The organism is Streptomyces sp. NPDC034111 (assembly GCF_055575375.1).
On record NZ_JBVIST010000001.1, the window covers coordinates 66,494 to 85,135 of the forward strand.

An 18,642-nucleotide genomic window follows, 5' to 3' on the forward strand; every position below is an offset into this window, starting at 1 on the left:
GCAGGTCAAGGGTGAGTTGACGGGCCTTCGCGGGGCGTGGTGGACTGCCCGGGCCAATCGGCGACAGCAGAGGAAGTCCGGTGCGAATCCGGCGCGGTCCCGCCACTGTCACCGGGGAGCGTTCCTCCGACGAGGGCCACGGCCCGTACCCCGTACGGGCTGGAAGGCCGGAGGTCACGCCGATCCGGGAGCCAGGAGACTCTGGTCGCCGTCACGTCGAGCCAGGGCGCGGACCCTGAGTGAGGACATACCGCCATGCCCGGCCGCCGTTCGAGAGCTCCACTGCCCGCTGCCGCAGGGCTCCTTCGAGGCCTGACGGCAGGCTGACCCGATGCGCGGCGAACACGCGGGATATGCGTGCGGCGCGGCCCTCGGCTTCCTCGGCGACCTGATCGCGGCGGATCCACGGCGCGGCCATCCGGTGGCCGCGTTCGGCCGGGCCGCCGCCGCCGTCGAACGCCGGCTCTGGCGCGACCACCGCGGATACGGGGCGGCCCATGCCGTGCTGTGCGCGGGCGGCGCCGCCGCCGCTGCCGCCGTACTCCAGCGCGCCCTACGGCACCACCACGGCGCCCGCACCGCGCTGACCGCGGCGACGGTCTGGGCCGTCCTGGGCGGCACCTCGCTCGGACGCGAGGCACGCGCCCTCGGCGGGGCGCTCACCGTCGGCGATCTGGACGTGGCACGGGAGCGGCTGCCGCATCTGTGCGGGCGCGATCCGCAGGCGCTGGACGGGCCGCAGATGGCCCGCGCGGTGGTGGAGTCGGTCGCCGAGAACACCTCGGACGCCGTGGTCGGCGCCCTGGTGTGGGGCGCGCTCGGCGGGGTGCCCGGCCTGGTGGCGTTCCGCGCGGTCAACACCCTCGACGCGATGGTCGGTCACAAGTCGCCCCGCTACCGCCGCTTCGGCTGGGCCTCCGCACGGCTCGACGACCTCGCCGGATGGCCCGGCTCCCGGCTGACCGCCGCCCTGACCGTGCTCGCCGGCCCCGACCGGCGCGGCGCGCTGCGGGCCTGGCGGGCGGACGGCGCCGCGCACCCGAGCCCCAACGCGGGCCCGGTGGAGGCATCGTTCGCGGGCGCGCTGGGCGTACGGCTGGGCGGCACGCTGGCGTACGGCGGGCGGGTCGAACACCGCCCGGTGCTCAACGGCGCGGCACGGCCGCCCGTCGCGGACGACATCGAGCGGGCGGTACGGCTCTCACGGCGGGTCGGCGCGCTGGCGCTGGCGGCGACCGTGGCGGGGCGGCTGGCAGTGGGCGCGGCACGGCGCAGGAGCAGAAGGAGACACCGGTGAACGGGCGGGACAACGGGCAAAGGGGGCCGGCGTCCGGTGCGGGCGCCGGCGGTGGCCTGCTGGTGGCCGGAACGACGTCCGACGCCGGCAAGAGCGTGGTCACGGCGGGGATCTGCCGCTGGCTGGCCCGGCAGGGCGTACGCGTGGCGCCGTTCAAGGCCCAGAACATGTCGCTCAATTCGTTCGTCACCCGCGAGGGCGCGGAGATCGGGCGGGCCCAGGCGATGCAGGCCGCCGCGGCGCGCGTCGAGCCGACCGCGCTGATGAACCCCGTGCTGCTCAAGCCGGGCAGCGACCGCAGCAGCCAGGTGGTGCTGCTGGGCAAGCCGGTGGGCGAGCTCAGCGCCCGCGGCTACCACGCGGGCCGGCAGGAGCAGTTGCTCGGCACCGTCACCGACTGCCTGGCCGAACTGCGGCGCACCCACGACGCGGTGATCTGCGAGGGCGCCGGCAGCCCCGCCGAGATCAATCTGCGCCGCACCGACATCGTCAACATGGGCCTCGCCCGGGCCGCCCGGATACCGGTCGTCGTGGTCGGCGACATCGACCGCGGCGGGGTGTTCGCGTCGTTCTTCGGCACCACCGCACTGCTGTCACAGGAGGACCAGGCGCTGGTCGCCGGGTACCTCGTCAACAAGTTCCGGGGCGATGTGACGCTGCTGGAACCGGGCCTGGCGATGCTGCGCTCCCTCACGGGCCGGGCAACGCTGGGCGTCCTGCCCTTCGCCCACGGCCTCGGCATCGACGAGGAGGACGGACTGAGGGTGTCGCTGCGCGGCGCGGTCCGCGAGAGCGTGGTGGCGCCCCCGCACGGCGCGGACGTGCTGCGGGTCGCGGTCTGCGCCGTCCCGCTGATGTCGAACTTCACCGACGTGGACGCGCTGGCCGCCGAACCCGGCGTGGTGGTGCGCTTCGTGGACCGCCCCGAGGAACTGGCCGACGCCGACCTGGTCGTGCTGCCCGGCACCCGCGGCACCGTCCGCGCACTGCAATGGCTGCGCGACCGCGGACTGGCCGCGGCGATCGCCCGGCGGGCCGCCGAGGGCCGCCCCGTCCTCGGCATCTGCGGCGGCTACCAGATGCTCGGCGAGCACATCGACGACGAGGTCGAATCGAAGGCCGGCGCGGTCGAGGGGCTGGGGCTGCTGCCCGTACGGGTGCGGTTCGCGGCGGAGAAGACCCTCGCCCGCCCGGTCGGCGAGGCGCTCGGCGAACCGGTGGAGGGCTACGAGATCCACCACGGCGTCGCCGAGGTCACCGGCGGGGACGAGGCGTTCATGTCCGATGCCCACGGGCACGGCCTCGACGGCTGCCGGGTCGGCTCCGTATGGGGAACCCACTGGCACGGCTCGCTGGAGAGCGACGGCTTCCGCCGGGCCTTCCTGCGCCGGGTCGCGGACGACGCCGGCCGGGCGTTCGTCCCGGCCCCCGACACCAGCTTCGGCACCCTGCGCGAGCAGCAACTGGACCGGCTCGGCGATCTGATCGAGGAGCACGCGGACACCGGCGCCCTGCTGCGGCTGATCGAGAAGGGGGTACCGGAGGGGCTGCCGTTCGTGCCTCCGGGGGCGCCATGACGGGTACGCAAGCAACGGACCGGGGAGCCGACGGCGACGTGGAGGACGACACAGCATGACAACCGCGCACAACACGACCCCGCAGTACCCCTTCACCGCGGTCGTCGGGATGGCCGACCTGCGCCTCGCGCTGCTGCTCAACGCGGTCAGCCCCGCGGTCGGCGGGGTGCTGGTACGCGGCGAGAAGGGCACCGCCAAGTCCACCGCGGTCCGCGCGCTGGCGGCGCTGATGCCGACCGTGGACGTGGTCAGCGGCTGCCGCTTCGCCTGCGCACCCGCCGCGCCCGACCCCGGCTGCCCCGACGGGCCGCACGGCACCGGCGCCGTCGAGGACCGCCCGACCCGGATGGTCGAACTGCCCGTCGGCGCCTCCGAGGACCGGCTGGTCGGCGCGCTCGACATCGAACGGGCACTGTCCGAGGGCGTCAAGGCCTTCGAACCGGGCCTGCTGGCCGACGCGCACCGCGGCATCCTCTACGTCGACGAGGTCAACCTCCTCCACGACCACCTGGTGGACCTGCTGCTGGACGCCGCCGCCATGGGCGCCTCGTACGTGGAGCGCGAGGGCGTCTCCGTACGGCACGCCGCGCGCTTCCTGCTCGTCGGCACCATGAACCCCGAAGAGGGCGAACTGCGGCCGCAGTTGCTGGACCGCTTCGGGCTCACCGTCGAGGTCGCGGCCTCCCGGGAGCCGGACCAGCGGGTGGAGGTGGTCCGCCGCCGGCTGGCCTACGACGCCGATCCGGCCGGCTTCGCGGCACGCTGGGCCGACGAGGAGGAGGCCCTGCGCCGGCGCATCACCGCGGCGCGCGAACTGCTGCCCGATGTGGTGCTGGGCGACGCGGCGCTGCGGCAGATCGCCGCGACCTGCGCCGCGTTCGAGGTGGACGGGATGCGCGCGGACATCGTGATGGCGCGCACCGCCACCGCGCTGGCCGCCTGGGCGGGACGGACGGAGGTACGCGAGGAGGACGTCCGGCAGGCCGCCCTGCTGGCGCTGCCGCACCGCCGGCGCCGTAACCCCTTCGACGCCCCCGGGCTGGACGAGGACAAACTCGACCGCACGCTGGAGGAGTTCGCCGGCGCGGACGAGAGCACGGAGGAGAACGCGCACGACGGCGCCGACGGCGACGACGATCCGGAACCGGACGGTCCGGACGGCGGTCCCGACGGGGGCGGCCCGGGCGGCGGCCACCCGCCCCAGGAGGGCGGCCCCGAGGAGGCCCCGCTGCCACCGGACGCCGAACTGCCGCACCAGCAGGACCGGGAGACCCCCCAGCCGCAGACCTCCCAGCCGCCCGAGAAGACCGAGGCCGAGCCCGAGGCCCGGCCCCAGGCGGGCGCGGCCGGCGAGAAGCCCGCGGTCGGCGCCGCCGAACCGTTCCGGACCCGGCGGCTCGACGTACCCGGCCTGGGCGAGGGCGCCGACGGCCGCCGCTCCCGCGCCCGCACCGCGCACGGCCGCACCACCGGCGCCCGCCGCCCCCAGGGCGCCCTGGGCAAACTCCACCTGGCCGCCACCGTGCAGGCCGCGGCCCCGCACCAGAAGGCGCGCGGGCGGCGCGGCACCGGCCTGGTGGTGCGCCGCGACGATCTGCGCGAGGCGGTACGCGAGGGCCGCGAGGGCAACCTCGTGCTGTTCGTCGTCGACGCCTCCGGCTCCATGGCGGCACGCAAGCGGATGAGCGCCGTCAAGGGCGCGGTGCTCTCCCTGCTGCTCGACGCCTACCAGCGGCGCGACAAGATCGGCATGATCACCTTCCGGGGCGCCGGCGCGGAGCTGGCGCTCCCCCCGACCTCCTCCGTCGAGGCCGGCGCCGCACGGCTGGAACAGCTGCCCACCGGCGGCCGTACCCCGCTGTCCGAGGGGCTGCTGAAGGCCCATGAGGTGCTGCGCATCGAGCGGATGCGGGACCCCTCGCGGCGCGCCCTGCTGGTGGTCGTCACCGACGGGCGGGCCACCGGCGGCCCCGAACCCGTTGTGCGCGCCTCCCGTGCCGCCCGGCTGCTCGCCGCCGAGGGCACCGCCTCCGTGGTCGTGGACTGCGAGGCCGGACCCGTACGGCTGGGCCTGGCCGGCGAACTGGCCCGGGACCTCCAGGGCATGGCCGTCACCCTCGACGAACTGCGCGCGGACCGCGTCTCCGCGCTCGTACGCACCGTCCAGGGCGCCAGGACCGCCCCCGCCCACCAGAACACCAACAGGAAGGCCGCGTAATGCCGCAGGGACAGCCGTCCGTCGTACCGAACGACGGGCTCACCACCCGCCAGCGCCGCAACCGCCCGCTGGTCTTCGTCCACACCGGAACCGGCAAGGGCAAGTCGACCGCCGCGTTCGGGCTGGCGCTGCGCGCCTGGAACCAGGGCTGGCCGGTCGGGGTGTTCCAGTTCGTGAAGTCGGCCAAGTGGAAGGTCGGCGAGGAGCGCGCCCTGAAGGTGCTCGGCGACTCCGGCGAGGGCGGTACCGTCGCCTGGCACAAGATGGGCGAGGGCTGGTCCTGGGTGCAGCGCGACATCTCCTCCAGCGAGGACGCGGCCCGCGAAGGCTGGGAGCAGGTCAAGCGGGACCTGGCCGCGGAGACCTACAAGCTGCTGGTACTGGACGAGTTCGCATATCCGCTGAAGTGGGGCTGGATCGACACCGAGGAGGTCATCTCGGCGCTCCGCGACCGTCCCGGTACACAGCACGTGGTCATCACCGGACGGGGCGCCCCCGAAGCGCTGCTGGACTTCGCCGACCTCGTGACGGACATGACGAAGGTCAAGCACCCCATGGACACCGGCCAGAAGGGCCAGCGGGGCATCGAATGGTGAACCGGGCAAGCAGGCCATGAACCGTGAACGCACGGGCGCACGGGCGCACGGGCGCACGGCATGAACGGCATGAACGGTAAGCGCACGGCATGAACCGGATGAGCCGGGCATGAATCGGGAGAACAGACCATGAGCCGGGAGAACAGACCATGAGCGGCGGCTCGATCCCGCGGCTGGTGATCGCCGCACCGTCGTCGGGCGCGGGCAAGACGACCGTGGCCACCGGCCTGATGGCGGCGTTCACCGAGGCCGGCCTGACCGTCTCCCCGCACAAGGTCGGCCCCGACTACATCGACCCCGGCTACCACTCCCTGGCCACCGGCCGCCCCGGCCGCAACCTCGACGCCTACCTCTGCGGCCCCGGCCGGATCGCCCCGCTGTTCCTGCACGGCGCGGCCGGCGCCGATCTCGCGCTCGTCGAGGGCGTGATGGGGCTCTTCGACGGCGCTTCGGGCATGGGCGAACTCTCCTCCACCGCGCACGTCGCCAAGCTGCTGCGGGCACCGGTGGTCCTGGTGGTGGACGCCTCCTCGCAGTCCCGGTCGGTGGCCGCGCTGGTGCACGGCTTCGCCTCCTGGGATCCGGAGGTACGGCTGGCCGGCGTCATCCTCAACAAGATCGGCTCGGACCGCCACGAGGAGTTGCTGCGGGAAGCGATGGGCTCCTCCGGCGTGCCCGTACTCGGCGCACTGCGCCGCGACGGCCGGGCCGGAACCCCCTCCCGCCACCTGGGCCTGGTCCCGGTCGCCGAACGGCGGGCCGAGGCCATGGAATCGGTCGCCGAGCTGGCCGCCCGGGTCCGCGAAGGCTGCGACCTCGACGCCCTGCTGGCACTGGCACGTTCCGTACCGGACCTGCCGGACACCCCCTGGAACCCGGCGGCCGAGCTGGATCCCGCCACCTCCGGAACCACACCCTCCGGCAAGCCGCTGATCGCCGTCGCCGGCGGCGCCGCCTTCACCTTCTCGTACGCCGAACACGCCGAACTGCTGGCCGCCGCCGGCGCCGAGGTCGCCCCCTTCGACCCCCTCCGGGACGAACAACTGCCGCCCGGCACCCAGGGACTCGTGATCGGCGGCGGCTTCCCCGAGGTCTACGCACCGGACCTGTCGGCCAACCAGCCGCTGCGCACGGCGGTCGCGGCCCTGGCCGCCTCCGGAGCGCCCGTCTCCGCCGAGTGCGCGGGACTGCTGTACCTCTCCCGCTCCATCGACGGCAAGCCGATGTGCGGGGTGCTGCCCGCCGAGGCCCGGATGACCGAACGGCTCACCCTCGGCTACCGGGAGGCGGTGGCCCTGCGCGACAACGCACTGGCCACCGCCGGAACGCGGGTACGTGGCCATGAGTTCCACCGCACGGCCCTCGAACCCGGAGCGGGCCCCGACGCCGCATGGGGCCTGACCCACCCGGAACGGCGGGTGGAGGGCTACGTCACCGGCGGCGTCCACGCGTCCTATCTGCATGTGCACTGGGCGGCCGAACCGTCGCTGGCCGCACGGCTGGTGGCAAGCGCCGCACGGAACGCCCCGGCGGCCGCACCATGACCCGCACACCGGACAGCACCCGGCTCACCTGCCAGCTGACACCCCCGGGGACGGGCGAAGGCCTCCCCCCTTTCCCCCTCGACCGGACCCGGACCCCGCACCCCTCCACCGGCGGCCTCCCGGACACACCCCTGACCCCGCACCCCTCCACCGGCGGGCTCCCGGACGCACCCCTGACCCCGCACCCCTCCACCGGCGGGCTCCCGGACGCACCCCTGACCCCGCACCCCTCCACCGGCGGGCTCCCGGACACACCCCTGACCCCGCACCCCTCCACCAGCGGGCTCCCGGACACACGCCTGACCTCGCCCACCGCCACCCACCCCGAACCACCCACGGCCCACGCCGAGTTGACGGCGTTCGGCGCCCCCTGGCCCGGTGAACGGATCACCGCCGGCCCCACCGCCCAGCTCACCGCAACCCTGGAGGACCGCCACGGCCGGCCCACCTTCGGGCCGGAAACCACAACACCATGACCGGTCCGTCGGCCCGCCCCCACTCCGCGGCACCGGCGGCCCCTGGCCGTGCCGCACAGTCGGCGGCCCGCGAAGCCTCCGCACCACGCACGGCCCATGCCCCTGCCACGCCACAGACGGGCCATGCCCCTGCCGCGCCCCTGTTCGTCGGTGTCGGCGCCGGCCGGGGCGTACCGGCCGACGAGGTCCTGGAGCTGATCACGGTCACCCTCGCGGCCGCGGGCTGTACGGGCCGGCCCCTCGCCGCACTCGCGACGGTGCACGCCAAGGCCGCCGAACCGGGCCTGCTCGCGGCGGCGCAGCGGCTCGGGGTGCCGGTGCGGGCGTTCCCGGCGGCGGCGCTGTCGGCCGTACGGGTGCCGGATCCGTCCCCGGCCGCGGCCGCCGCCGTCGGGACGCCGAGCGTCGCCGAGGCGGCCGCGCTGCTGGCCGCCGGACCGGGCGCCGAACTGCTCGCCGGCAAGCGGAAGTCCGCACCGCACGGCCGGCCGGCCCGGGCGACCTGCGCCCTCGCCGCACCGGCAGTACTCGCCACACCGGGAGTACTCGCCGCACCGGCAGTAACGGACTGCGGTGCCCTTACCGCTGGTAAGGAGGGAGCACCCGCCACCCCCTCCCCCGGTGCCGATATCGTCATGACTCTCCCCCGACCCGCCCCGCCGTGGCCCGGAGCGGTGGGCGGCGGTCATCGGCGACCCGGCGCCCGACAGCGAATCCACCGGCACCAAGGAGACCTCGTGACCCTCCCTCCCGCACTGCTCATCGCCGGTCACGGCACCCGTGACGAAGGCGGGGCCGAGGCCCTGCGCACGCTGGTGCGTGTGCTCGCCGCGCGGCACCCCGAAGTGCCCGTCGCCGGTGGATTCTTCGGTGCACCGGACTCCCCGCTGCCGCTGGACGAGGCCATCGACACACTGGTCGAGCAGGGCGCGACGCGCCTGGCCACCGTGCCGCTGTTGCTGGCCCCGACCGGGCCGGTGGCGCAGACGCTGGCGGCGGCGCTGGAGCGGGCGGCACAGCGCCACCCTGGCCTCGGCTACCGCTGCACCGCCGAACTGGGCCCGCACCCCCGGCTGCTGGAAGCGCTGGACCAGCAGCTGGATGCGGCGCTGGGCGACGAGGCCCGCACACCCGAGTACCGGTCCGGTACGACGGTGCTGCTGGTCGGCCGCGGGGCGACCGACCCGTACGCCAACGCCGAGGTGGCACGCGCCGCCCGGCTGCTGTGGGAGGGCCGCGGCTTCGCCGGCGTGGAGACCGCGTTCGTGACGCAGGCAGCGCCCGACGTGCCGGCCGGCCTGGACCGGTGCCGGGCACTGGCCGCCGCGTCCCCGGGTACCGGCCGGCCGGGCCGGATCGTGGTGCTGCCGTACTTCTTCTTCCCCGGCGCCCTGTTCGAGCGGCTGTGCATGCAGACCGAGGGCTGGGCCGCGGCCCACCCCGACATCGAGGTGTACGGGGCGCAGACGATCGGCACCGAGGCCGAGGTGGCCGACGTGGTCATGGAGCGCTACCGCGAAGCCGTGGCGAGCGTCTCCCGGGCGTCCGCGGGGGACGCCCGGCAGCCGCACACCCCGGCACCACAGTCCACCCCCACGGCCACCAGCACCGGAACCCACTGACCGTGCACACCCCCACCGAAACCACCCCCCTCCCACCCCGCGACGGGGTCACCCCGACCGGCACACCAGACCAGGAGCCCGACCCGGCCACGGCGTCCCAGGAACCCGACCTGCGGCACCACGGCGACGCCGAAGTCCGGGGCGCGGACAGCGGACTGACCGACCTGGCGGTCAACGTCCGTACCGGCACGCCCCCGGCCTGGCTCAAGGACCGGATCGCCGCCTCGCTGGACTCCCTCGCCGCGTACCCGGACGGCCGCGCCGCGCGCCGTGCGGTCGCGGCGCGACACCGGCTGCCCGCCGAGCACGTCCTGCTGACCTCGGGGGCCGCGGAGGCGTTCGTCCTGCTCGCCCGCGCCGTACGCACGCGGCGGCCGGTGGTCGTGCACCCGCAGTTCACCGAACCGGAGGCGGCGCTGCGGGACGCCGGGCACGAGGTCGGGCGGGTACTGCTCAGCGAGCGGGACGGCTTCCGGCTGGATCCGGACGCCGTGCCCGAGGACGCCGATCTGGTCGTCGTCGGCAACCCCACCAACCCCACCTCCGTGCTGCACCCCGCGGACGCGCTGGCACGCCTGGCACGGCCCGGCCGGACGCTGGTGGTGGACGAGGCGTTCATGGACGCGGTGCCCGGCGAACGGGAGTCGCTGGCCGGGCGCACGGATCTGCCGGGCCTGGTCGTCCTGCGCTCCCTCACCAAGACCTGGGGCCTGGCCGGCCTCCGCATCGGCTACGTACTGGCCGCCCCCGACCTCATCACCACCCTCCAGCAGGCACAGCCACTGTGGCCGGTCTCCAGCCCCGCGCTGGCCGCCGCCGAGGCGTGCAGCGCACCCGGCGCGCTGGCGGAGGCCGCCGCCGCGGCCGAACAGATCGCCGCGGACCGCGCCCATCTACTGGCCCGTCTGGCCGAGTTCGACCAGATCCGTACCGCCGCCCCCGCGGCGGGCCCCTTCGTCCTGATCCGACTGCCCCACGCAGCAGAGGTACGAGCCGGACTACGGGCCCGCGGCTTCGCCGTACGCCGCGGCGACACCTTCCCGGGCCTCGGCCCCGACTGGCTACGCCTCGCAGTCCGGGACCAACCCACAACCGACCGCTTCACCCACGCCCTGCGCCAAACCCTCAACCAACCCCTCCACACCCCCACCCCACCCAGCTGACCTCCCCCCACCCCAGCCTTGACACCACCCCCACCACCTCACACACTGTAACGAAGAGGCCGGAACTAATAACTCTAAGTAATCGTTGCCGAAACAAGGAGGAGGCCAGCGGCGGGAGGCAAGCGGCACATAGCAAGCGGCACACGGTCAGGCCCGAACCTCACCCGCGACCGAACCCCGCCGGGGACCCGCGGCGCTCCACACACCGACAGGCCCCCGACGAGGAGCAAGGCGGACCGCACGAGCCCCCTCAGGCCCCGTACGGCACGCCTCGGCCGTACCCCGCGCGCGGCACCCCCACAGCACCGGCACGGGGTACGAGCCTTGTCAGCCGCGGCCGCCCTGCGGCACGGCGCCGCGGCGTCGGCGGGCGTAGACCATCGAACCGGCACCCGCGGCAAGCAGCAGCGCCGCGCCCCCGGCGAGATAGGGGGTGGCCGAACTGCCGCCCGTCTCCGCCAGGTTCTGGGTGCTCGGGCTGGAGCCGCTCTGGTGCACCTGGGTGTCCTCGCCACCGGCGGGCCTGGTGCCACCGCCCGGCGTCGGGTCCCCGCCCGACTGGCCGCCGCTGGTACCGCCGGAGCCGCCCGGCTCAGGTGCGGTGCGGCCCGGTGCGGTGCAGTGGGCCTGGGCGAGGGTGACCCGGCCGCGGACGTCGGCGACGTTGAGCTTGAGGGGGTTGACGGAGACATTCAGGTCGAGCGCGGTGGCAGCAGCACTCTTGGAAGTGGTGCTCTTCTTGGACAGGTCGAGCCGTACCTCGCCCACGCCCGGCACCTTGACGTCCGTCGTCCCGCCCGCCGTGAGCGTGACCTTCTTGCCCAGGACGAGGACGGGGCCCAGCACGTTGGACTCGGCCCGGGGCGCCTTGCCGGCCTCGCACACCGCTTTGGCGGTGACCTGCTGGACCTCGATCAGGGACACCAGCGGCAGACCGGGGAGATGAACCTTGGCGTGCACGAGGTTGGCGTAGCCCTCGGCCTTGCGGCGGTCGGTGGTGGCGCGTGCGGTGGCGACGTCGGCGCGCAGCACGTTGACCGGCTTGCCCTGGTTGATGCCGTCCAGCTTCACGGTGAGCGCGGTCTTGTTGGCGGAGGCCGGGGCGTGCACGTCGTTCAGGGCGAGGTTCACCGGGACGTCGAGCGTCTTGTGGAGCAGACCGACGTTCAGGGCGGTGCGCAGCACGACCGCGTCGGCCTTGCCGCGGGCCGGGCCGTGGTCTCCGGTGGCCCAGGCGGGCGCGGCGCCGAGCATAACGGCGGGGCCGGCCGTGAGCGCCGTGGCGACGACGGTCGCGGCGAGCCGCCTGGACATGCGCATGCCGGAGGAGTTGGCGGGACTGGTGGACACGTGTGTGGAACCCCCACGAGAGAAATGGAGCCGTCGGCCGCGCCAATGGGGGACATCACGCGGGCCGACGACCTCGACCCGCACATCGTGTCCGTACGGAGGGTGAACAGGGAGCCACGTGCGGTCAGTTCATCACAAAGGGTGGTTTTCGTGTGTTCATTCGATTCCTGGGGCACGGGGCACCCCTGTGTCACAGGAGTCCCACCGGCCGGGTGAGCCGGGTTGACCGGCGGGGTCCAGGGGTGAGGTGAGATGCGCGGCCGGCGGTGGCTGGGCGCCCGACCGCCCCGTCACTCGACCGACCAGCCACCCGGCCACCCAGGCTCCCAGCCCCCGGCCGATCCGCCCGATCCGCCCGATCCGCCCGATCCGGCAACGCCAGCCGGCCAGCCAGTCGGCAGCGCTAGCCCACGACCGTGCCCCGTAGGACGACCCTGCGGGGTGCTGTCAGGACTCGTACGTCTTCGCGGGGGTCGCTCTCGTAGACCACCAGGTCGGCGGGGGCGCCTTCGGTGAGGCCGGGGCGGCCGAGCCAGTCGCGGGCGCCCCAGGTGGTGGCGGAGAGGGCGGCTACGGCGGGCAGGCCGGCCTTGGTGAGTTCGATGACCTCGTCGGCGACCAGGCCGTGCGGGAGCGAGCCGCCGGCGTCGGTACCGGCGTAGACGGGGATGCCGGCGTCGTAGGCGGCCCGTACGGTGTCGTAGCGGCGGGCGTGGAGGCTTCGCATGTGGTCCGCCCAGCGCGGGTACTTCGCCGCGCCGCCGGCCGCGAGGTCGGGGAAGGTGGCGATGTTGACGAGGGTGGGGACGATGGCCACGCCGCGTTCGGCGAAGAGCGGGATGGTCTCCTCGGTGAGTCCGGTGGCGTGCTCGATGCAGTCGATGCCGGCCTCGACGAGGGGGGCGAGGGTCTCCTCGGCGAAGCAGTGGGCGGTGACGCGGGCGCCGAGGCGGTGGGCCTCGGCGATGGCCGCTTCGACGGCGCCGCGGGGCCAGCAGGCGGACAGGTCGCCGGTGGTGCGGTCGATCCAGTCGCCGACGAGTTTGACCCAGCCGTCGCCGCGGCGGGCCTCCTGGGCGACGTAGGCGACCAGGTCCTCCGGCTCGATCTCGTGCGCGTAGTTGCGGATGTAGCGCTTGGTACGGGCGATGTGGCGGCCGGCGCGGATGATGCGTGGCAGGTCGTCGCGGTCGTCGATCCAGCGGGTGTCGGAGGGTGATCCGGCGTCGCGGATCAGCAGGGTTCCGGCGTCACGGTCGGTGAGCGCCTGTTTTTCGCTGGTGGGGGCGTCCACCGGGCCGTGTGCGTCGAGGCCGACGTGGCAGTGGGCGTCGACCAGGCCCGGCAGGACCCATCCTTCGACGGTGGTGGCATCGCGTGCCATGGCGGGCCGGTCGTAGGCGACCCGGCCGCCGACGACCCACAGCTCGTCATGGACCTCGTCCGGTCCGACGAGGACCCTCCCCTTGAGGTGCAGCACCGCACCTTCACTCATGGACGTCATACAGGCACTTTAGGCGGCGTGGCCGGGCCTGCGGAGGGGCCGGTTACGGGCCGAGGTGTGTGGTGGCGGTGTGTGCCGTGGCGGCGTGGTGGCGTGGCGTGGTCGGGCCGTCACCGTGGCCGCGCCGGAGGCGTAGGGGGCGTGGTGCGGGCGGGTAGGGCTGCGCGCCGGGGCCGCCGGGGCATTTCCCGGATGTTCCGACAAATCTCATCGCATGGTGTTGCGGGGCTTGTCATGGGTTTGCCGGGCGGGTTTCCATGGACCTTACGCAAGGTCTTACGCAGGGCCTTCCGCTGGCGAATTCCCTATTCCTCGGGAGTACAGCTTCCCGTATTCTCCTGCCCGCTTTTCCGCAGCTCAAACGCCAAGATTTCGCTAGTGCCGGATCCCGTAATTCGGACGGATCTCGGGGGCGTTACGTATCTGTGACCGACTACACAGCGCGTCCGTTTCGCCCCGAACATCCTGGTCAAATCGGTACGAACTTCGGCTGCATCGCACGCACGGGCGCGCCCGCGCGATAACACATCTCGGCCAGTTACGTAACCCCTGCCCGCGATGCAATTTCCTTTTTCCATGGGTAAATTTAATTTCCATGACCGCCGCACAAGCAGACCATGCACGTGCCCGTAGCGATATCAGAGAATTGCCGGAGGGCTTCAAGCTCGACACCCCACGCGTGGAGGACGGAGCCGCGATCTGGCGCATCGCCCGCGACTCGAAGGCGCTGGACCTCAACTCCTCCTACAGCTACCTGCTGTGGTGTCGCGACTTCGCTGCCACCTCCGTCGTCGCCCGCGACGGCGAGGGTGAGCCGGCCGCCTTCGTCACCGGCTACCTCCGCCCCGAGCGCCCGGAGGCCCTGGTCGTCTGGCAGGTTGCCGTCGACGATGCGCACCGTGGCAAGGGGCTGGCGGCCGCCCTCCTGGACGGGCTGACCACCCGCGCCATGGACGAGCTGGGCATCCGTTTCGTCGAGACCACCATCACCCCCGACAACGCCGCGTCCAACCGGTTGTTCGCGTCCTTCGCCGAGCGGCACTCAGTGCCCATCAAGCGCGAGGTGCTCTTCGACGCAGGGCTGTTCCCCGAGCAGGGCCACGAGCCGGAGGTGTTGCACCTCATAGGCCCGTTCACACCACAGGCCCCCGGGCAGTAGCGCCCCCAGGGCCGCGCGGCGATGGCGCCGCCGCGGCCGTGCGGATCCGGCACCACCCCGTGAGAGCGCCGGTACCGCCCAGCCCCCCACCAAGACTTCCTCATCCTTTCGCACTCATCTCCCAGGAGCATGCTGTGACCATCACCCAGCCCGATCTGAGCGTCTTCGAGACCGTGGAGTCGGAGGTGCGCAGCTACTGCCGTGGCTGGCCCACCGTCTTCGACCGCGCGCAGGGCAGCCGCATGATCGACGAGGACGGGCACACGTACCTCGACTTCTTCTCCGGCGCCGGCTCGCTCAACTACGGCCACAACAACCCGGTGCTGAAACGCGCCCTGATCGACTACATCGAGCGGGACGGCGTCACCCACGGCCTGGACATGTCCACCACGGCCAAGCGGGCGTTCCTGGAGTCGTTCCAGAACATCATCCTGCGGCCGCGTGACCTGCCCTACAAGGTCATGTTCCCGGGCCCGACGGGTGCCAACTCCGTCGAGGCCGCGCTGAAGCTGGCCCGTAAGGTCAAGGGCCGCGAGTCGATCGTGTCCTTCACCAACGCCTTCCACGGGATGTCACTGGGCGCGCTCGCGGTCACCGGCAACTCGATGAAGCGGGCGGGTGCGGGTATCCCGCTGGTGCACGGCACGCCGATGCCGTTCGACAACTACCTCGACGGCAAGTACCCGGACTTCCTGTGGTTCGAGCGGCTGCTGGAGGACCAGGGCTCGGGTCTGAACACCCCCGCCGCGGTGATCGTCGAGACGGTGCAGGGTGAGGGCGGCATCAATGTCGCGCGGGCCGAGTGGCTGCGTGCGCTGGCCGCCCTGTGTGAGCGCCGCGACATGCTGCTGATCGTCGACGACATCCAGATGGGCTGCGGCCGTACGGGTGCCTTCTTCTCCTTCGAGGAGGCGGGCATCGTGCCGGACATCGTGACCGTCTCCAAGTCCATCAGTGGCTACGGCCTGCCGCTGGCGCTGACGCTGTTCAAGCCCGAGCTGGACATCTGGGAGCCGGGTGAGCACAACGGCACCTTCCGCGGCAACAACCCGGCGTTCGTCACGGCCGCCGCGGCGCTGGACACCTACTGGGCCGACGGTCAGATGGAGAAGCAGACTCTCGCCCGCGGTGAGATCGTCGAAGCGCACCTGAAGGCCATTGTCGAGGAGAACCCGGACACCTTCGCCGAGTACCGCGGCCGCGGTCTGGTGTGGGGCCTGGAGTGCAACGACAAGAGCCTCGCGGGCAAGATCGCCAAGCGCGCCTTCGAGCTGGGTCTGCTGATCGAGACCTCCGGCCCGGAGAGCGAGGTCGTCAAGCTGCTGCCGGCTCTGACGACCACCCCGGAGGAGCTGGACGAGGGGCTTCGGACCCTCGGCCGCGCGGTCCGCGACTGCGCCTGAACCGACTCTCAGAGCTCCCGCACCGTTCCACAGAAAGGCACCGACTCACCGTGATCGTCCGTTCGTTCCAGGACATCGAAGGCACCGACCGCCACGTCAAGTCCAAGTCCGGCACGTGGGAGAGCAAGCGCATCGTGCTCGCCAAGGAGCGCGTCGGCTTCTCGCTGCACGAGACCGTGCTGTACGCCGGTACGGAGACGTCGATGTGGTACGCGAACCACATCGAGGCCGTGGTCTGCATCGAGGGCGAGGCCGAGCTGACCAACGACGAGACCGGCGAGAAGCACACCATCACGCCCGGCGTGATGTACCTGCTCGACGGGCACGAGAAGCACACCATGCGGATCAAGGAGGACTTCCGCTGCCTGTGCGTCTTCAACCCGCCGGTCACCGGCCGTGAGGACCACGATGAGAACGGGGTCTACCCGCTTCTCACCGAGCCCGAGACGGAGCCCGAGACGGTCTGAGGCGGCACCCGCCTGCCCCGTCCGGCAGAGCTGAGGAAGGCACCCACCGCGCAGGTAAGCCAGATTCCGTACGAGAGGAGAGGAAGGCAACACCATGACCACCGCACCCGAGCGCACCGCCGACCTGTACCCGACCCGTGGGACCGCTGAGGTGATCACCCCGCGGAAGGACCCGGTGGTGTGGTCGCAGCCCGGAGCGGCCGGCCCGTTCGCGCCGTCCGAGCTGAGCGACTTCGAACGCGACGGCTTTTTCGCCATCGGGGAGCTGCTGACGGCTGAAGAAGTCGCGGTGTACCGCGCGGAGCTGGACCGGCTCGTGCACGACCCGGCGATGCGCGCCGATCCGCGCTCCATCGTCGAGCCGAAGTCGCAGAGCGTCCGGTCCGTCTTCGAGGTGCACAAGATCAGTGAGGTGTTCGCCAAGCTGGTCGCCGATCCGCGAGTGGTCGGGCGTGCCCGGCAGATCCTCGGTTCGGACGTCTATGTCCACCAGTCGCGGATCAATGTGAAGCCCGGTTTCGGTGCCTCGGGCTTCTACTGGCACTCGGACTTCGAGACCTGGCACGCCGAGGACGGTCTGCCGAACATGCGCACCGTGTCGGTCTCGATCGCGCTGACCGAGAACTACGACACCAACGGCGGCCTGATGATCATGCCTGGTTCGCACCAGCACTTCATCGGGTGCGAGGGTGCGACGCCGAAGGACCACTACAAGCGGTCGCTGCAGATGCAGGACGCCGGGCTGCCGTCGGACGAGGCGCTGACGAAGATGGCGGACAAGCACGGTATCCGGCTGTTCACCGGCAAGGCCGGTTCGGCGACGTGGTTCGACTGCAATGCGATGCACGGCTCGGGTGACAACATCACGCCGTATCCGCGCAGCAATGTCTTCATCGTGTTCAACAGCGTGGAGAACACGGCGGTGGAGCCGTTCGCGGCTCCGGTCCGGCGTCCGGAGTACATCGGGGCGCGGGACTTCACGCCCGTGAGGTAGGAGCAGGTACGCGAGGTACCGGTGGCGCGGCTGCCGCACAGCAGGGTCTGTGCGGTGGCCGCGCCGCGTTGTGGGGGCGCGCCGGTCGCGGGTGCTGCCGCTGGGGGCCGGCCGGTGGTGCTCAGGTGTCCAGTGCCGGGTAGTCGAGGTAGCCGGTGTCGTCGCCTCCGTAGAAGCTGGTGGGGTCGGGGGTGTTGAAGGGGCCGCCGGCCGCCAGTCGCCGGGGCAGGTCGGGGTTGGCGAGGAAGAGCGCGCCGTAGGCGAGCAGGTCGGCGCGGCCTTCTTCGACGAGGGGGAGTTCTTCGGGGCCGGTGGGGCGGCCGTCGGTGGCGGGGTTGAGGAGGAAGGTGCCGCCGAAGCGCTTGCGCAGGCCGTCGAGGAGTTCCTGGTCGCGGACGTCGCAGGTGTGCAGATAGGCCAGGCCGAGGGGGGCGATGGCCTCGACCAGTGTGGTGTAGGTGGCTTCGGGTGCGGGCTCGGAGATGTCGTTGAAGGGGTTGCCGGGTGAGAGGCGCAGGCCGGTGCGGTGTGCGCCGATGGCGTCGGCGACGGCCCGGGTGACCTCTAGGGCGAAGCGGGCGCGGGCTTCGTCGGAGCCGCCCCATGCGTCGGTGCGCAGGTTGGTGTTGGGGGCGAGGAACTGGTGGACGAGGTAGCCGTTGGCGCCGTGGATCTCCACTCCGTCGAATCCGGCCTCGATGGCGTTGCGGGCCGCGGTGGCGAACCCGGCGATGGTGCCGGTTATCTCGTCGCCGGTGAGTTCGCGGGGGGTGACGAAGTCCTTGAGGCCTTCGGGGGTGAAGCCCTGTCCGGCCGCGGCGACCGCGGAGGGTGCGACGGGCAGCTGGCCTTCGGGCAGCAGTAGCGGGTGGCCGATGCGGCCGCCGTGCCACAGCTGTGCGAAGAGCGTGCCGCCCGCGTTGTGCACGGAGTCGGTGACCTTGCGCCAGCCGGCGATCTGTTCGGGGGTGTGCAGTCCGGGGGTGAGCGGGTAGCCGCGTCCGAGGGGTGTGGTGTGGGTGGCTTCGGTGATGATGAGGCCGGCCGAGGCGCGCTGGGTGTAGTAGCGGGCCATGGACGGGGTGGGGACGCCGTCGGGGGTGGCGCGGTTGCGGGTCATCGGCGCCATGACGATGCGGTTGGCGAGCGGGATGCCGGCGAGGTCTACGGGGTCGAATGCGGTGGTCACGTGAGGGCCTCTCAACTGCTGCGTCGGACACGGTCGTTACCCGTTACGTCTGCTGCCTCAACGTGTGGGACCCGGCCGGCATT

15 protein-coding genes, 1 pseudogene and 1 riboswitch are annotated in these 18,642 nt (G+C 72.7%); of the genes and pseudogenes, 13 read left to right on the forward strand and 3 right to left on the reverse strand.

Annotation, left to right across the window (positions count from 1 at the left end):
* The first annotated feature begins 69 nt into the window (after window positions 1-69).
* Window positions 70-202, forward strand: a riboswitch (cobalamin riboswitch).
* Window positions 203-331: 129 nt separating this feature from the next.
* From ACZ55A_RS00345 to cobC, 9 genes and pseudogenes are all read left to right on the forward strand, one after another.
* Window positions 332-1,297, forward strand: coding sequence for a cobalamin biosynthesis protein (locus tag ACZ55A_RS00345; protein WP_468830833.1), 966 nt, complete (start codon window positions 332-334; stop codon window positions 1,295-1,297).
* Complete coding sequence (locus tag ACZ55A_RS00350; protein WP_468830836.1) at window positions 1,294-2,874, forward strand: cobyric acid synthase; 1,581 nt, start codon at window positions 1,294-1,296, stop codon at window positions 2,872-2,874. The genes ACZ55A_RS00345 and ACZ55A_RS00350 overlap by 4 nt, the downstream gene beginning before the upstream one ends.
* 55 nt (window positions 2,875-2,929) lie before the next feature.
* A complete protein-coding gene (locus ACZ55A_RS00355) occupies window positions 2,930-5,092 on the forward strand; it encodes a putative cobaltochelatase (protein ID WP_468830838.1) in 2,163 nt (720 codons plus the stop codon).
* Entirely contained in the window at window positions 5,092-5,688 is a 597-nt protein-coding gene (gene cobO / locus ACZ55A_RS00360; RefSeq protein WP_468830840.1) for a cob(I)yrinic acid a,c-diamide adenosyltransferase, read from the forward strand. Before ACZ55A_RS00355 ends, cobO begins: the two co-directional genes overlap by 1 nt.
* 149 nt (window positions 5,689-5,837) lie before the next feature.
* Complete coding sequence (locus ACZ55A_RS00365) at window positions 5,838-7,232, forward strand: cobyrinate a,c-diamide synthase (protein ID WP_468830842.1); 1,395 nt, start codon at window positions 5,838-5,840, stop codon at window positions 7,230-7,232.
* Complete coding sequence (locus ACZ55A_RS00370; RefSeq protein ID WP_468830844.1) at window positions 7,229-7,708, forward strand: hypothetical protein; 480 nt, start codon at window positions 7,229-7,231, stop codon at window positions 7,706-7,708. Before ACZ55A_RS00365 ends, ACZ55A_RS00370 begins: the two co-directional genes overlap by 4 nt.
* Window positions 7,705-8,211 (forward strand): annotated as a pseudogene (locus ACZ55A_RS00375) (cobalamin biosynthesis protein); the annotation flags it as partial. The gene ACZ55A_RS00370 and the pseudogene ACZ55A_RS00375, both read left to right, overlap by 4 nt.
* Window positions 8,212-8,445: 234 nt before the next feature.
* The gene (locus ACZ55A_RS00380) at window positions 8,446-9,330 is read left to right on the forward strand and encodes a sirohydrochlorin chelatase (RefSeq protein ID WP_468834409.1); all 885 of its coding nucleotides are present in this window, start codon (window positions 8,446-8,448) and stop codon (window positions 9,328-9,330) included.
* Window positions 9,331-9,440: 110 nt separating this feature from the next.
* A complete protein-coding gene (cobC, locus tag ACZ55A_RS00385; RefSeq protein WP_468834414.1) occupies window positions 9,441-10,493 on the forward strand; it encodes an Rv2231c family pyridoxal phosphate-dependent protein CobC in 1,053 nt (350 codons plus the stop codon).
* Window positions 10,494-10,820: 327 nt separating this feature from the next.
* Here the strand turns inward: cobC and ACZ55A_RS00390 are convergent, their stop codons facing one another.
* Together ACZ55A_RS00390 and ACZ55A_RS00395 are read right to left on the reverse strand one after the other, a co-directional pair.
* The gene (locus ACZ55A_RS00390) at window positions 10,821-11,813 is read right to left on the reverse strand and encodes an SCO1860 family LAETG-anchored protein (protein ID WP_468834431.1); all 993 of its coding nucleotides are present in this window, start codon (window positions 11,811-11,813) and stop codon (window positions 10,821-10,823) included.
* Window positions 11,814-12,246: 433 nt separating this feature from the next.
* Window positions 12,247-13,338, reverse strand: coding sequence for an amidohydrolase family protein (locus ACZ55A_RS00395; RefSeq protein WP_468834471.1), 1,092 nt, complete (start codon window positions 13,336-13,338; stop codon window positions 12,247-12,249).
* 604 nt (window positions 13,339-13,942) lie between these two features.
* Between ACZ55A_RS00395 and ectA the strand changes: the two genes are divergently transcribed.
* From ectA to thpD, 4 genes are all read left to right on the forward strand, one after another.
* A complete protein-coding gene (gene ectA, locus ACZ55A_RS00400) occupies window positions 13,943-14,506 on the forward strand; it encodes a diaminobutyrate acetyltransferase (RefSeq protein ID WP_468830846.1) in 564 nt (187 codons plus the stop codon).
* A 134-nt stretch (window positions 14,507-14,640) separates the two neighbouring features.
* Entirely contained in the window at window positions 14,641-15,909 is a 1,269-nt protein-coding gene (gene ectB, locus ACZ55A_RS00405; RefSeq protein WP_468830848.1) for a diaminobutyrate--2-oxoglutarate transaminase, read from the forward strand.
* A gap of 50 nt (window positions 15,910-15,959) precedes the next feature.
* Window positions 15,960-16,376: an ectoine synthase gene (locus ACZ55A_RS00410; protein ID WP_468830851.1), complete on the forward strand. Its 417-nt coding sequence runs from the start codon at window positions 15,960-15,962 to the stop codon at window positions 16,374-16,376.
* A 94-nt stretch (window positions 16,377-16,470) separates the two neighbouring features.
* A complete protein-coding gene (gene thpD / locus ACZ55A_RS00415; protein ID WP_468830853.1) occupies window positions 16,471-17,370 on the forward strand; it encodes an ectoine hydroxylase in 900 nt (299 codons plus the stop codon).
* Between the two features lie 121 nt (window positions 17,371-17,491).
* Here thpD and ACZ55A_RS00420 read toward each other — a convergent pair whose 3' ends face one another.
* The gene (locus ACZ55A_RS00420) at window positions 17,492-18,559 is read right to left on the reverse strand and encodes an alkene reductase (protein WP_468830856.1); all 1,068 of its coding nucleotides are present in this window, start codon (window positions 18,557-18,559) and stop codon (window positions 17,492-17,494) included.
* Window positions 18,560-18,642: the final 83 nt, after the last annotated feature.

Bases quoted from the DNA above. Each gene is read 5' to 3' on its own strand.
- ACZ55A_RS00345 (WP_468830833.1), top strand. From the start codon at position 332: ATGCGCGGCGAACACGCGGGATATGCGTGCGGCGCGGCCCTCGGCTTC.
- ACZ55A_RS00355 (WP_468830838.1), top strand. From the start codon at position 2,930: ATGACAACCGCGCACAACACGACCCCGCAGTACCCCTTCACCGCGGTC.
- cobO (WP_468830840.1), top strand. From the start codon at position 5,092: ATGCCGCAGGGACAGCCGTCCGTCGTACCGAACGACGGGCTCACCACC.
- ACZ55A_RS00365 (WP_468830842.1), top strand. From the start codon at position 5,838: ATGAGCGGCGGCTCGATCCCGCGGCTGGTGATCGCCGCACCGTCGTCG.
- ACZ55A_RS00370 (WP_468830844.1), top strand. From the start codon at position 7,229: ATGACCCGCACACCGGACAGCACCCGGCTCACCTGCCAGCTGACACCC.
- ACZ55A_RS00390 (WP_468834431.1), bottom strand. From the start codon at position 11,813: ATGCGCATGTCCAGGCGGCTCGCCGCGACCGTCGTCGCCACGGCGCTC.
- ACZ55A_RS00395 (WP_468834471.1), bottom strand. From the start codon at position 13,338: ATGAGTGAAGGTGCGGTGCTGCACCTCAAGGGGAGGGTCCTCGTCGGA.
- ectA (WP_468830846.1), top strand. From the start codon at position 13,943: ATGACCGCCGCACAAGCAGACCATGCACGTGCCCGTAGCGATATCAGA.
- thpD (WP_468830853.1), top strand. From the start codon at position 16,471: ATGACCACCGCACCCGAGCGCACCGCCGACCTGTACCCGACCCGTGGG.